Here is a 14,866-nt window from a genome sequence, read left to right on the forward strand (position 1 = left end):
TCGTTGGCCCTTGTCAGGGCGCGGAAACGTGCATTCTAACCGTCATCAAACAAATGTACGAAACCGGGCCCAGTGGCATGGAGCCGCAGCGGTCAATTACTGCGCCGCGCAAAGGGATACGTGCCGGCGGGCGGGTCGGACATTCCGAGCAGGTTTGTCGCGCTGGCCGCAACAAACCCGCCATGCCGGGCGGCCAGACAGAACACCCGCTCGACCGCGTGTGCCAGCGTGCCGTCCAGCTGACCCGCTTCGGCTTCGAATCCGGCACTCTCCAGATGCGCGTCCAGCAGCGGACGCAAGGCCGCTGGCCGCAGCCAGAACATGCTTCCGGCGATGAAGTTGTCGCTTTGCACCTGTGGCGCGGCGATGCCGAGCCGGCGGGTCAGGTAGTCGAGGTTGTCCTGGTTGGCGCCCCAGTAATAGTCCAGTGGCTGCAGATGCCCTTCGGCGTGCACCAGCCCCAGGCGCGCGTCATCACGGAACGCCGCGACGATGCGGCTGGCGCGCTCCGGGGCAAGCAGACGGTCGAGCAACTCGCGGCGCCAGATCTCGCCATCCTGGCGATGGGAAGAGCGCTTGCCATGCAACTTGAGCACGGTGGTCACGCCTTCATCGAGCAGGCGGTTGGCAACGTGCAGGAAGGGCAGGATGTCGCGTCCACGGTTCTCGAACACCTCGATCTCCGCATCGAGGCCGAGTTGCCGTGCCTGTGCGCGTACGGCATGTTCACGCTCATCGGCCGTGGTGATCACCACGCGCCAGTCGACGCCGCTCTGGCGCAGCGCGGCAACCAGTTCGTCGAGCAATTCGGGATACCAGATGTGGATCACCGCGCACGGTCGCGGGTCCGGGCTCGGTGCCGGCTGCAGCGCGGCGCGGGTGGCTTCGAGCCAGGCATGGCCGAGCCGACTGTCCGGCTCCAGCACCGCGCCCTCGGCCCATTCGTTCCAGGCGTTGACGAAGACCAGGGGCTGCTGCGGGAAGCGGCGCTGCGCGACGGTCACGGCGTGGCGCAACCAGTCGCGGTAGCCGCGCGGCGAGGCATGGGCCAACACCCGGCCGCGGCCGCTGCGCCGTGGCTCGTTGTCCCAGCCCGGGTTGACCCCGGGATAGCGCGGGTAAGCGGGATCGGCCTGCGCGATGGCCTGCCGTGCCAGCTCGCGCCAGTCATGCACGTCGCCGTGGTAGGCCGGATTGAGCAGCTGCTGGCGTGCCGTGATCGGTTCGAGCGTGGTGTTGTTCGGCGGGAATTCGATGGCGGCGTCGAAGCCGATCGTGCGCGGGTCGGCGCGATCGAAGCTCTGCACGTAACCCAGCTGGATCTCGCCGATGCCGTTGTTGCGGCACCATGCGCGCCAGCGCTCGGCCGTGGCCTTCGCATCCGGCAGCAGGCCGGGGCGATAGACCAGCAGCAACGGCTTGCCGTCGATGCGCAGGTAGCGTGGATCGGCGAGATAGCGCGCGACATGCGCGATGAAGGCGAGGTCGTCCGCGGCGCTGTGCTGCTGGCCGATCAGGATGTCCTCGGCGCGACCGTCCCAGCGGCGCGACCAGTTCTCGTTGGCCCAGCACAGGCACAGCGGCAGCTCGAGTGTGGGGTCTGCCAGCCATTGCTGCAGCGGCTGTTCCAGCAGGGTCTTGCCGGCGAACCAATAGAAGTAGCTGCAGAACGCGCCGATGCCGTACTCCCGCGCGAGGGTCATCTGCCGGCGCATCGTGTCGGGCTGGCGCAGGTCGTAGAAGCCCAGTTCGCCGGGCAGGCAAGGCTGTGCGTGTCCCTCGAATTGCGGCAGTGCGCGGGTCACGTTGTGCCATTCGGTGAAGCCCTCGCCCCACCAGGCGTCGTTCTCGGGAATCGGATGGAACTGCGGCAGGTAGAACGCCACCACGGTCGCCGGCAGCGCCGTCGGCAGGTCGCCGCCACGGTGCGGCACGAAACCGATGGCACGTGCGCCCGCGCAGGTCCGCAGGCGATGTTCGACGCGGCAGCCGCTTACCTGCTGCCCACGCGGACTGGCCGGCAGCAGATCGGCGTGTCGGTCAAGAAAGCGCTGGCGCAGCCGGTCGCGCGTGGTCGCCGGCATCGGCGTCAGGCGAAAACCGGTGCGCAGCACGGTGAACAGACAGCGCTTGGCGAGTTGGCGAACGAACATGGCGGAGGGTCAATGATGATGCCGCAGCATCGGTGCTGCGGCGCGCAGGGTCAATCCAGTACCCGATGCAGGGTGGCCGCGGCGGCGGCCGGGGAGAAGTGCTGCCGCACGTTGTCCTGACCACCGGCCGACAGCTGCTGCCAGAGTGCTTCGTTGCGCTGCAGTAGCAGTACAGCGTCGACGAAGCCGGCGACATCGCTGGCCACCAGTACGTCGCGACCATCGGTCAGGCGCATGCCTTCCACCGCGATCGGCGTGGCGATCACCGGCACGCCATGGCTCATCGCCATGTTGATCTTGCCCTTGACGCCGGCACCGAAACGCAGCGGGGCGAGTGACGCCAGACAGGCGTCCAGCCACGGCGCCAGATCGGCGACCCGGCCGTGGAGCTCCATGCCGGGCACGGCCAGTTCGCGCCGCGCGGCATCGGACATGTCGCCAAGCACGTGCACGCGAATGTCGGGCAGGGCGTCGCGCAGCCGTGGCAGGATCTCCGTGGCGATCCAGCGCAACGCGTCGCTGTTCGGCGGGTGGCCGTGGCCACCGATGAAGACCAGGTCGCGACGCTGGCCGTGCGGACGCTGGCAGCCGTGCACCGTGTGGATATTCGACAGCAGTTCCACCCGCGCCTGCGGCAGCAGTTGCGCCAGCAGGTCCTGTTCGTGCGGACTGACCACCAGGCTCACGTCGGCTTGTTCGATCAGCGCCAGTTCGCTGCGACGCGCGGCTTCCGACTGGCGAGCCAGGGCGGCGCTGCCACCCAGTTCGGCGGCGCGACCCTCGCGCAGGAAATGCAGGTCGACGGTGTCGAAGATCAGCCGCGCCTGCGGCGCGTGGCGGCGCACGGCAGCGGCGTACTGGCCGGCCACGGTATGCCGGCACAGGATCACCGCGTGCAGTTCGTGGCCCTGCTGGCGCAGCCACTGCGGCAGATCCGCCACTTCGGGCTTGCACAACACCTCGCAGCCGAGTGCGCCCAGTGCGTCGATCTCTGCGGGGCTGGCGCGGCCGTCATCGGGCAGGAAGGCGGTGCTCCAGCCCTGCTCGTCGAGCAGGCCGAGGATGGCGCACAGCCGCAGCGAGCCGGAATCGCGCGCCGGCTCCGGCGTCATCGCGTCCACGACCAGCACGCGGCCGCGTCGGCGCCAGCGGATCGCCTGCCCGATCGGCGTGCCCACGGGCGGCTGGGCCGCCAGCTCCGCTGTCCATTTGTCGACGAACTTCGCCTGGTTGGGCCGCTGGTGGCGCTTCATGCCGCGTTCGAGATCGGTGCCGGCGCTGATGCCCTCGCAGTGGATCACCGTGCTCGCCGGTTCGTAATACGCGCGCAGGCCGAGCTGGCGCACGGCGAACGCGAGATCCACATCTTCGTAGTACGCCGGAGCATAACGCCTGTCGAAGCCGCCGATGCGCCGGAACGTTTCCTGGCGGATCAGCAAGGCCGCGCCGGAGACATAATCGACCTCGCGCCGCCAGCGGAATGCGGCAGCCTGGCGTGGCTCGAAGCGGCCGGTGTTCCAGCAGCTGCCATCGGCAAACACCAGCGCGCCGGCTTCCTGCAGACGTCCATCGGGGTACACCAACCTGCTGCCCGCGATGCCGCAATCCGCGTGGTCGGCGAAGCAGCGCAGCAGCGCATCCAGCCAACCCGCCGTGAGCTGGGTGTCGTTGTTGAGGAACAACAGGAACTCGCCGCGAGCCGCTGCCGCGCCGGCGTTGCAGCTGTCGACGAAGCCGAGGTTGCCGGGGTTGCACAGCAGGCGCAGGCCGCCGACCTGGGCCAGCCTTGCGGCGCTGTCATCGGGCGAGGCATCGTCCACCACGATCACTTCGAACGCTGCCTGGGCGCCGTGCCGTTGCAGCGAGCGCAGGCAGGCCAGCGTGTACGCCAGCTTGCCGTGGATCGGAATGATCAGCGAGACCTGCGGCTGCTCGCTGACGCTCAGCGCGAATGGCGCAAACGGTGCATCCAGCGGCAGCAGGTCGAGCGCGTCATCGCGGGCGGGGCGCGACTGGAATTCCTGCCGCATGCGTGCCAGCGTGCCGCGCCAGCCGCGCAGCGCGATGCTGCCGCGGGTGCGTTGCCACAGGTAGCCGAGGCGTCTCAGACGCCAGTGCAGATTGCCGATCAGCGGACTGCCCCCGGTCGTTCAGAGATTCTGGTAATTCGGCCCCGAGCCGCCTTCCGGCGTGACCCAGGTGATGATCTCGTACGGATCCTTGATGTCGCAGGTCTTGCAATGCACGCAGTTGGCCGCGTTGACCTGCAGGCGCTTGCCATGCGGGGTGCCGGCATCTGCCACCATCTCGTAAACGTTGGCCGGACAGAAGCGGGTGCAGGGATTGTCGTATTCCTCGACGCAGGTGGTCGCACAGATATTTGTGTCGGCCACGTGCAGGTGGATCGGCTGGTCCTCGTCGTGTTCGGTGGCGGCGAAGTAGACGCCGGCCAGACGATCGCGTGGTGCCAGCGTGCGTTGTACATAGTCGCGTTTCGGCTCTTCGCTTTCGCGGAGCTTGTGCAGGCTGGACCAGTCGGCCTTGTTCTTCAGCGTCCACGGCGACAGGCCGAAGGTGACGGTCTCCCATGCCGCGTTGAGCAGGCCGTGCCACATGCCCTTCTTGAATCCGGGTTTGATGTTGCGCACCTTCTTCAGTTCGGCCATCGCCGCCGAACCACGCAGCTTCGCGTCGAAGCCGGCTGCGCTCAGCTCGTTTGCAGCCAGATGCTCGGCCGCCAGCATGCCGCTGCGGATCGCCTGATGGGTGCCCTTGATCTTGGGTACGTTGAGCAGGCCGGCGGTGTCGCCGATCAGCAGCGCGCCGGGCATTTCGCATTTCGGCAGGGATTGCCAGCCACCGGTGACGATCGCGCGCGCGCCGGCCGAGAGAATGGTGCCGTCCTCCAGCAACGGTTTCACGTGGGGATGGTTCTTCCACTGCTGGAACGCTTCCCAGGGTTTGTATTCGGGATCGCTGTAATCCAGTCCGCTGATGTAGCCAAGCGCCACGCGGTCCTTGTCCAGGTGATACAGAAAGCTGCCGCCGTAGGTGCGGCTGTCGGCCGGCCAGCCGATGCTGTGCACGATCTTGCCGGGGGACACGCGGCCGGCAGGCACCTGCCACAGCTCCTTGATGCCGATGGAATAGCCCTGCGGATCGCTGTCGGCGTCGAGATTGAAGCGCTTGATCAGCTGCTTGGTCAGGCTGCCGCGCGCGCCCTCGGCGAGCACGGTGACCTTCGCCTTGATGTCGATGCCTTCGGTGTAGCCGGGCTTGTGCGTGCCGTCCTTGGCGACGCCCATGTCGCCGATGCGCACGCCAGCGACCGCGCCGTCGTCGTTGTAGATGTTCTCGGCGGCGGCGAAGCCGGGGAAGACATCCACGCCCAGTGCTTCGGCCTGTGGCGCCAGCCAGGCGCACATCGCCCCCAGCGAGACGATGAAATTGCCGTGGTTGCGCATGCCCGGGGGGACCGGCAGTTTGGTTCCGCCGTCCTTGCTCAAGAGCCAGAACTCGTCCTCGGCCGCGGGTACGCAAATCGGTGGCGGGTTGTCACGCCAGCCCGGCAGCAGGGCATCCAGCGGCTGCGGTTCGATCACCGCGCCGGACAGGATCTGCGCGCCGATGGTCGAGGCCTTCTCGATCACGCACACACTCACCTCAGGCTTCAACTGCTTGAGGCGGATCGCGAACGACAGCCCGGCCGGACCGGCGCCGACGACGACGACGTCGTATTCCATGGTTTCGCGTTCGCTCATGGCGGACTCCCTGGTGCGAGGTGGAAGCGCAGGCAGCTGCCGTGCGTCGGGGTATGGACAAGGCACCATTGTCCGGGTTCGGCTGCCGCGCGGCAACGCGTGCTGCGACACCGCTTGCAATCACTTCACCCGGGGCGGCGATAATCGGGGCATTGAGCCAGGGAGTTTTCATGAATTCGATGCCGCCGATCGCCGATCTCGACTTGCGTCGTGCCTCGCTTTGCCAGCTGTTGCACTGGCTGGCCATCGGGCGGGTGCAGCCACGGGCGCTGGCCGACGTCTACCAGCAGGCGATCGAACGGCTGGATCCGGAACTGCATGCGTATGTCGATCAGCGCGCCGGTTTGCTGCAGGACCAGGCGGAACTGGCCGACCGGCGCCGCCGTGATGGCGTGATCGGAAGGCTGGATGGCATTCCGCTGGCGGTGAAGGACAATTTCGACATCGCCGGCTGGCCCACGCGTGTGGGGTTGCCCGGTCGCGGCAAGCCGGTGCAGGAGGATGCGCACGTGGTGGCGCGTCTGCGCGCTTCCGGCGCGCTGCTGGTGGGCAAGACCAACATGGACGAGGGCGCGCTCGGTGCGACCACCGACAACCCGCACTTCGGCGCCACCCACAATCCGCACCGACACGGTTATACCGCCGGCGGTTCCTCCGGCGGGGCGGCGGCTGCCGTCGCCGCCGGCCTGGCGGTGGCCGCGGTGGGTTCGGACAGCCTGGGTTCGATCCGCATTCCGGCCAGCTACTGCGGTGTCTATGCGTTGAAGCCGACGCATGGCGAAATCTCCGCCCGCGGCCTGGTGCCGGCGGCGCGTCGGCTCGATGCCGTCGGCCTGCTCGCACGCAGCGCCGACGATCTCACCGTGCTGTTGCAGGTGCTTGCCGGTTACGACGCCGATGACGCGCGTTCGCGTCGGCGCCGCGTCGCATTCGCCTTGCCGGACTGGGAGCCGGGCAATCTGCGCACGGGCCTGTTGCCCGACCTGGCGGCGGTGGGTGTGGAGCCGGAGGTGATCGAGGTGTTCGAGTCGGCCTTGGCCAAATTGCCGCATGCGCTGGGTGATCGGCGCACGGTCGACTTCGACGACTGGAATTTCGCGCGTACCCGGCGCGCCGGGCTGCTGCTGATGGAGGCGGAAATGCTTGGCACCTTCGCCGCGGATCTGGCGAATGCCGAATATCCGGTGTCGGACCGTTTTCGGCACATGCTGGACTATGCCGGTGGCAAGAGCGCCGCGGACTATGCCGCGGCCGATCGCGTGCTGGACGCGGCCACGCTGAAGATGCGCCGGCTGTTTTCCCAGGTCGATGTGCTGGTGCTGCCGACCACGCCGCAGGGCGCTTTCCCGCTGGATGGCCCGGTGCCCGACTCGCAGGCCGATCTCACCAGTTTCGCCAGCCTGGCCGGTTGTCCGGCGGTGAGCCTGCCGATGGGAACGTTGCCGAACGGCATGCCGGTGGGCCTGCAACTGGTCGGTGCGCGCGGCTCGGATCTGCGCCTGCTGGAACTGGCGGCGGTGTGCGCGGCGACCCTGGACGCCGATCCGACCTATCCGGTGATCGCCTGAGAGCGCATGCCGATCGGCCGTGTGTTGCGCGCGAGCGGTCGGCCCGCGACGCCGGCCAGCAAGCGGCATATGCCATACGCGCAGGGCATGCAGCGCCAAGGTTATTTTGGGGGGCGTGTCGCGCTCGCGTAACATGCCCGACCAGCGACACGCGATCTGGCGTCCGCGCCCAGGCCATCCACGGTTTCATGTCATGAGCAAAGACGCCATCGCGCAGCAATCGCATCTCGACGTGCTCGAGGCCGAAAGCATCCACGTCCTGCGCGAGGTACAGGCGGCGTTCCGGCATCCGGTCATGCTGTATTCGATCGGCAAGGACTCCGCCGTGCTGCTGCACCTGCTGCGCAAGGCATTCCACCCGGGGCGTCCGCCGATGCCCCTGCTGCACGTCGACACGACATGGAAGTTCCGCGAGATGATCGCGCTGCGCGACCGGCTGGCAGCCAGCGGCGAGGTCGACCTGCTGGTGCACATCAACCAGGATGGCGTGCGCCAGGGCATCTCGCCGCTGATCCATGGCGCCACCGTGCATACCGACGTGATGAAGACCCAGGCGCTGAAGCAGGCGCTCGACGAGCATGGCTTCGACGCGGCGATCGGCGGCGCGCGACGCGACGAAGAGAAGTCGCGCGCGAAGGAACGCGTGTTCTCGTTCCGCACCGCGCGGCATCGCTGGGATCCGCGCCAACAGCGGCCGGAGTTCTGGCACACCTTCAACACGCACATCCGCAAGGGTGAAAGCGTGCGGGTATTCCCGCTGTCCAACTGGACCGAGATGGATGTCTGGCGCTACATCGAGCGCGAGGGCATCGAGGTCGTCCCGCTGTACTTCGCCAAACCTCGACCGGTGGTCGAGCGCGATGGCGCACTGATCATGGTCGACGATGAGCGCTTCGTGCTGCGCGAGGGAGAATCCGTGCAGATGCGCGAAGTGCGTTTCCGCACGCTCGGCTGCTACCCGTTGACCGGTGCGGTGGAATCCTCCGCCGATACGCTGGCCAAGGTCATCGAGGAAATGGTGCTTTCGCGCAGTTCGGAGCGGCAGGGGCGGGTGATCGATCAGGACCCATCGGCTTCGATGGAACGCAAGAAACAGGAAGGCTACTTCTGATGGTCGAGCCACTGACTGCAGAGCCAGCCGCGCCGGGACTGCTCCGCTTCATCACCTGCGGCAGTGTGGACGACGGCAAGAGCAGCCTGCTCGGGCGGCTGCTGTACGATGCCGGCATGTTGCCGGACGACCAGCTGGCCACGCTCGAACGCGACAGCCGCCGGCAGCATGGCGCCAGCAGCGACATGCTCGATTTCGCCCTGCTCACCGATGGCCTGGACGCCGAGCGCGAGCAGGGCATCACCATCGATGTGGCCTACCGCTACTTCCACACCGCGCGGCGCAGCTTCATCGTGGCCGATTGTCCGGGCCACGAGCAGTACACCCGCAACATGGCCACCGGCGCTTCCAACGCGGAGTTGGCCGTGGTGCTGGTCGATGCGCGCAAGGGCGTGCTCACGCAGACTCGGCGACACACCTATATATGTACCCTGCTGGGCATTCGTCAGTTGGTGCTGGCGGTGAACAAGATGGATCTGGTCGACTTCGACCAGGCCACCTTCGAGGCGATCGCCGCCTCGTATCGGGAGCTGGCGCGCAACCTCGGCATCGAGCGCGTGCACTGCCTGCCGGTGGTGGCGCCGAGCGGCGACAATGTGGGGTCACGCTCGATGCGGATGCCCTGGTATGCCGGTGGCAGCCTGCTCGAACTGCTGGAGTCGGCTGATGCCGCGCCGTTCCGCGCCGCCGACTTCCGCATGCCGGTGCAATGGGTGAATCGCCCTGATCATGCTTTTCGCGGCTACGCCGGCACGATCTGCGGCGGCCGCCTGGCCTGCGACGACGAGATCATGGTGCAGCCCGGCGGGCAACTTGCGCGGGTTGTGCGCATTGTCACGGCCGATGGCGACCTGGCTCAGGCCGGCGAAGGGCAGGCGGTGACGTTATGCCTGGATCGCGACATCGATGTCAGCCGTGGCGACGTGATTGCCGATGCACGGCATCCGGCGCAGGTGGCGGACCAGTTCGCCTGCCACGTGGTATGGGTGGGCGATGCGCCCATGCTGCCGAATCGCAGCTACTGGCTGAAGCTCGGCACCCGCACGGTCAGCGCGCGGGTGATGTCGATCAGGCACAAGGTGGACGTCAACAGCCAGGCCAAGCTTGCCGCACGCCAGTTGGTGCTGAATGAGGTGGGCAGCTGCACGCTGGGCCTGGACGAGGAGATCGCGTTCGAGCCCTATGCCGACAACCGCACCCTGGGCGGCTTCATCCTGATCGACCGCCAGAGCAATGCGACCGTGGCCTGCGGCATGCTGGATTTCGCGCTGAGGCGCTCGTCCAACGTGCATTGGCAGCATGTCGACATCGGCAAGCAGGTGCGTGCATCCAGCAAGGGGCAGCAGCCATTGTGCCTGTGGTTCACCGGGCTGTCCGGCGCGGGCAAATCGACCATTGCGAATCTGGTGGAGCGCCGCCTGCATGCGCTGGGTTGCCACACCTACCTGCTTGACGGCGACAACGTGCGTCACGGCATCAACAAGGATCTGGGCTTCACGCCGCAGGACCGCGTGGAGAATATCCGGCGCATCGCCGAAGTGGCACACCTGATGGTGGATGCCGGACTGATCGTGCTGGTCAGCGCGATTTCGCCGTATCGCGGCGAACGGCGTTCCGCGCGCGAGCTGTTCGAGCCGGGGGAATTCATCGAGGTGTTCGTGGACGCTTCGCTGGAGGAATGCGAACGACGCGATCCCAAGGGCCTCTACCGCAAGGCGCGTTCTGGCGCGATCCGCAACTTCACCGGCATCGATGCGCCTTACGAAAGGCCCGAGGCGGCCGAGGTCCATTTGCTGGCCGATGGCCAGCGTGTCGAGGTGCTCGCCGAACAGGTGATTGCAGGCTTGCCCGGCCTGGGCTGAGCCGCAACGGCCACGGATGGCTTGGATTGGCTGGTGTCGGCGGGGATAATGATTCATTCCCTCCCCGCAAGGCAGCGTCGCGATGACCGAGAAGACCGTACTCAATGCCACCCATCGCGCGCTCGGCGCGCGCATGGTCGATTTCGGTGGCTGGGACATGCCGATCAGCTACGGCTCGCAGATCGAGGAGCACCACGCGGTACGCCGTGCCGCAGGCATGTTCGACGTCTCGCACATGACCGTGGTCGACCTGCACGGTGCGCGTAGCCGCGAGTTCCTTCGTCACCTGCTTGCCAACAGCATCGACAAACTGAAGGTGCACGGCAAGGCGTTGTACTCCTGCATGCTCGACGAGCGCGGCGGCGTGATCGACGACCTGATCGTCTATTACCTGGGCGACGAGTTCTACCGGCTGGTGGTCAATGCGGGAACCCGTGCCAAGGACCTGGCCTGGATCGAGCGCCAGGCGCAGGCGTTCGGAGTGCAGGTGAAGGAGCGTCCGGAGTTCGCCATGATCGCAGTGCAGGGTCCGTCCGCGCGCGCCAAGGTGCTGGGCTTGCTGCACGAGGTGGACCGGTCGCGCATCGAGAAGCTGGGCAAGTTCGCCGCCGCCGCGGCGCAGGGGCCGCACGGGATGCCGCTGTTCGTCGCACGCACCGGTTACACCGGCGAGGATGGTTTTGAAGTCATCGTTCCGCAGGAGCATGCCGTCGCCTTGTGGGAAGCGCTCGCTGCCGTGGGCGTCGTGCCTGCCGGCCTCGGTGCGCGCGACACGCTGCGACTGGAAGCAGGCATGAACCTGTATGGACAGGACATGGACGAGACCGTCACGCCGTGGGAAGCGAACCTCGGCTGGACCATCGCGCTCGACGAGGGACGCGACTTCATCGGCCGCGCGGCGCTGGAGCAGCAGAAGGCTGACGGCGTGCCGCGTGTGATGGTCGGGCTGGTGCTGGACGAGAAGGGCGTGCTGCGCCACGGCCAGAAAGTGCTGACCTCGAATGGCGAAGGCGAGATTCTTTCCGGCAGCTTCGCGCCGACCCTGAACAAGGCAGTGGCATTCGCACGCATTCCGGCCGGGACGTCTGGCGAAGTGCGCGTCGACATCCGGGGTCGTGAAGTCCCCGTGCGCCTGGTGAAATACCCCTTCGTGCGCGATGGCAAACCCTGCGACGGCGTCTGAGCCGTCGATGCGGGTGTGCCGGCTGCGGCACATTTTTCCCCCGGGCGGATTTGGCTAGAATCACCGCCTGCAACCCAACCCAATCAAGTGGACCCCGATCATGAGCGAGATTCCCGGCGATCTGAAGTTTCTCAAATCCCACGAGTGGGCCCGTGTCGAAGACGATGGCCTGGTTCGGGTTGGCATCTCCGACCACGCCCAGGGTCAGCTTGGCGACCTGGTTTACGTGGAGCTGCCTGAAATCGGTGCGGCAGTGAAGGCGGGTACCGGCACCGCCGTGGTGGAGTCGGTCAAGGCCGCTTCGGACATCTACTCGCCGGTCTCCGGCGAAATCGTCGAGGTCAACGAGCTGCTCAACGACAAGCCGGAGACCATCAACGAAGACGCCTTTGGCGAAGGCTGGATCTTCCTGGTGCGCCCGAGCGATCGCGCCGAGCTCGACGAGCTGCTTGACGCCAACGACTACCAGGACCTGGTCGAGAGCGAGGATCACTGAGTTCTGCGGTATTGAGCTTTCTCCCGCCGGCCGCTTTCGCGGCCGGTTTTTTTTTGGAACGGCCGCGGCGGAACCGGAGCGCTCGATCAGCTCCTTCGAGGCGGGTTTGCGCGAAACGATTCGCCTGGCCTGCGCTGACGGTGGCAGATGCTGCATCGTTTCGACGGCGTCGCGAAAATCCGGTGAAGCCAACGCGGAAAATTTCCGCGGAAATTTTCCGGGCGGGGATGGCGCTGGCACAAATCGGCGACGAACCGTCGAACCGGAATCGCATCAACTCGCATGCCCTTCCATGACGCTCGGCGTCCGACTCGTGGTTTGATCGGTCGACCAGAGAGCCGTCCCGAAGGCGTCCTGCGCGGGGAGGAAGCGAACTTTCGGCAGCCCCGGAAAAATATTTCAGTAGCGTCCCATTCATCTGCGGGCGGTGCCCTTTTGGTGCCCCGACAGTCCGGTGCCGAACACGTTCTTCTTCGCATCGTTTTTTCACGAGCCTCATGCGGCATATGTGGAAAACGTTGCAGGACAAGGGTTTCAAGGCATTGATCACTTTTTGATCAAAATTCGTTTGGAAGTATGGACGTCTGATTGATTTATGCCATGACGTCTCGCGACCCCCGTGGCATGGGGCTTCCGGGGCAATTGCGGGAAGCTGGACGGGTGGATTTCATGATTGAAATCAATTGACACCAGAAATCTTCAGGGATAGCTTTCGCAACAGATCACGGGGAATGCGTTTTATGGCGACAACCAAATTCATCAAGCCGTACGTCGAACACGGTGAAAAGGCCAATGCAGTACGCAAGATCACTGTCTCGATTCCGCTGCATGTATTGCGGCGGCTTTCTGATTTGCGCACCCACCGTCAAGTGAACAATCTTCGGCACGCTACCAACAGTGACGTGTTGGTCGAAGCGTTCCTGCACGCTTTTACTGGGCAACCACTGCCAACTGATGAGGAGCTGAGACGAACCATGGCCACTGCCAAGAAACCCGCTGCAAAGAAACCGGCCGCCAAGAAGGCCGCCGCCAAGAAATCCACCGTGAAGAAGGTTGCCGCCAAGAAGGTCGCCACCAAGAAGCCGGTAGCGAAGAAGCCTGCAGCCAAGAAGGTTGCCGCCAAGAAGCCGGCCGCCAAGAAGGCTGCTGCCAAGAAGCCGGCTGCTGCCAAGAAAGCTGCCGTGAAGAAAGTTGCGAAGAAGGCTGCGCCGAAGAAGGCTGCCGCCAAGAAAGCTGCACCGGCCAAGGTGGTGAAGGCCACCAAGACCGCCAAAGCCAAAGCGAAGAAGTAAGCCAACCCGCGGTACCCAACAATAAGACAAGCAATCGACTTCTCTCCCTGCGGTGCCCAGCGCGGGGAGAGCACTTCGAAAGATTCGTCCCGGCCTGGCCGGGACGCTTCGTTTCAGGAAGGGGAAAATCGTCGCCACGATGGCTGGCGTGGTTCGCGGCCGCTCCGGCGCACTCCTGCACGGCTTGCCGTTCGGCGCGACCCCGTTCCGGGGCCCGTCCTGATTCAGCGTGCCATTTGCCGTGCTGTGTCATTGGAGTTACCTTCTGCATATCCGCGCCGCGGTGAATCCGGGGGATTCATCGCTCCTGGGTGTACAGGGGGAAAAAGCGCGGGTATCTGTCGACACTCAGTGAGAGACCATGGATACCCGATACCTGCTAGAAACGCGCCGGCATGCGCGTGGGGCCGTTCGGCCCACCATCATCGCCATCATCGCCATCGTCGTCCTGCTTGCCGTGGGCGCGTGGTTCCTCATCATCAAGCCGCACCAGGAGTTGGTCCTGGCCGACTCGGGTGGGCATCCGTCCACTCCGGTGTCCACCGCGACGCGGGCGGCGCCACCACCGGCGAACGTTGCCGAGATGGATCTCAACCAGTTGCTGTCCGAAGCACGCTCGGCGATGAACGAGCAGCGTTACCTGGCGCCGGCCGGCAACAATGCGTTCGAGTTCTATCTGCGCGTGCTGGAGAAGGACCCGGGCAACCAGGTGGCTTCGGATGCCTTGCGTGAGACGTTCCCGTTCGCGGCCAATTCGGCGGAGCAGGCGATCAACTCGCGTGATTTCGTCGACGCCCAACGCCAGATCGATCTGCTGGCAAAGGCGGACCCCGCCAATTTCACCCTGACCATCCTGCGATCGAAGCTGGACGCGCAGCGCAAGACGCTGGACAAGCAGCAGCAGTTGGCCGTGGACCAGGAGAAGGCTGCGCAACTGGCAGCCCAGAAGGCGGCGGCGGACAAGGCGGCTGCCGATCAGCTGGCAGAGCAACAGAAGGCGCTGGCAGCCGAGCAGCAGAAGGCGCAGCAGTCGCGTTCAGCCCAGCAGCCACAGGCGCAGCAGGCGTCAACGAACAATCCGGCCGATTCGACTGGTGCTGCAACTACCGGTGGTGGCCAGTCGGCTTCGGCCGGCGCCACCGCCGCGGCGGTGTTGGTGAAAGGCGCTCCGGCACGTTACCCCACCGCCGCCATGCGCACGCGCCAGGAAGGCTGGGTGGTGGTCACCTTCACCGTCGATCCGGATGGCAAGACCAGCGACGTGAAGGTACTGGAGTCGCAGCCACGCCACGTGTTCGACCGTGCTGCCATCGATGCCGTGGAGCGTTACCGCTTTACGCCGGCGATGAAGGACGGCACGGCGGTTTCCAGCGTCAAGCAGCAGCGGATCGAGTTCAAGCTCTGACCTGCGGCGGCGATGGATGAAAAGGCGGCGCATGT

Annotated in this window: 10 protein-coding genes; 7 read left to right on the forward strand and 3 right to left on the reverse strand. The window is 65.8% G+C overall.

All coding sequences use genetic code 11. From position 1 onward, the window contains the following. Positions 1-92: 92 nt before the first annotated feature. The 3 genes from ACQGNJ_RS06175 to ACQGNJ_RS06185 form a co-directional block, all read right to left on the reverse strand. A complete protein-coding gene (locus ACQGNJ_RS06175) occupies positions 93-2,153 on the reverse strand; it encodes a glycoside hydrolase family 99-like domain-containing protein (protein WP_426688362.1) in 2,061 nt (686 codons plus the stop codon). Between the two features lie 50 nt (positions 2,154-2,203). Beyond that, positions 2,204-4,183 (reverse strand): glycosyltransferase, encoded by a 1,980-nt coding sequence (locus tag ACQGNJ_RS06180; protein WP_426688363.1) that lies wholly within the window; start codon positions 4,181-4,183, stop codon positions 2,204-2,206. 120 nt (positions 4,184-4,303) lie between these two features. Next, the gene (locus ACQGNJ_RS06185) at positions 4,304-5,914 is read right to left on the reverse strand and encodes an electron transfer flavoprotein-ubiquinone oxidoreductase (protein WP_426688364.1); all 1,611 of its coding nucleotides are present in this window, start codon (positions 5,912-5,914) and stop codon (positions 4,304-4,306) included. Between the two features lie 170 nt (positions 5,915-6,084). Here ACQGNJ_RS06185 and ACQGNJ_RS06190 point away from each other — a divergent pair, with 170 nt between their 5' ends. From ACQGNJ_RS06190 to ACQGNJ_RS06220, 7 genes are all read left to right on the forward strand, one after another. Further along, positions 6,085-7,482 carry an amidase gene (locus ACQGNJ_RS06190; RefSeq protein WP_426688365.1) on the forward strand — a complete coding sequence of 466 codons (1,398 nt, stop codon included), beginning with the start codon at positions 6,085-6,087 and terminating at the stop codon, positions 7,480-7,482. Positions 7,483-7,675: 193 nt separating this feature from the next. Further along, positions 7,676-8,593: a sulfate adenylyltransferase subunit CysD gene (gene cysD / locus ACQGNJ_RS06195; protein WP_426688366.1), complete on the forward strand. Its 918-nt coding sequence runs from the start codon at positions 7,676-7,678 to the stop codon at positions 8,591-8,593. Beyond that, a complete protein-coding gene (gene cysC / locus ACQGNJ_RS06200) occupies positions 8,593-10,455 on the forward strand; it encodes an adenylyl-sulfate kinase (RefSeq protein ID WP_426688367.1) in 1,863 nt (620 codons plus the stop codon). The genes cysD and cysC overlap by 1 nt, the downstream gene beginning before the upstream one ends. An 82-nt stretch (positions 10,456-10,537) precedes the next feature. Next, a complete protein-coding gene (gene gcvT / locus ACQGNJ_RS06205; RefSeq protein ID WP_426688368.1) occupies positions 10,538-11,638 on the forward strand; it encodes a glycine cleavage system aminomethyltransferase GcvT in 1,101 nt (366 codons plus the stop codon). A 100-nt stretch (positions 11,639-11,738) separates the two neighbouring features. Then, positions 11,739-12,134 (forward strand): glycine cleavage system protein GcvH, encoded by a 396-nt coding sequence (gene gcvH / locus ACQGNJ_RS06210; protein WP_426688369.1) that lies wholly within the window; start codon positions 11,739-11,741, stop codon positions 12,132-12,134. Positions 12,135-12,874: 740 nt separating this feature from the next. Then, the gene (gene metJ / locus ACQGNJ_RS06215; RefSeq protein WP_426688370.1) at positions 12,875-13,426 is read left to right on the forward strand and encodes a met regulon transcriptional regulator MetJ; all 552 of its coding nucleotides are present in this window, start codon (positions 12,875-12,877) and stop codon (positions 13,424-13,426) included. Positions 13,427-13,787: 361 nt separating this feature from the next. After that, a complete protein-coding gene (locus ACQGNJ_RS06220; RefSeq protein WP_426688371.1) occupies positions 13,788-14,831 on the forward strand; it encodes an energy transducer TonB in 1,044 nt (347 codons plus the stop codon). The last annotated feature ends 35 nt before the right edge of the window (positions 14,832-14,866 follow it).

The sequence above is a fragment of the Rhodanobacter ginsengiterrae genome (assembly GCF_050026815.1).
In the GTDB taxonomy this organism is placed as follows: Bacteria; Pseudomonadota; Gammaproteobacteria; order Xanthomonadales; family Rhodanobacteraceae; genus Rhodanobacter; species Rhodanobacter ginsengiterrae.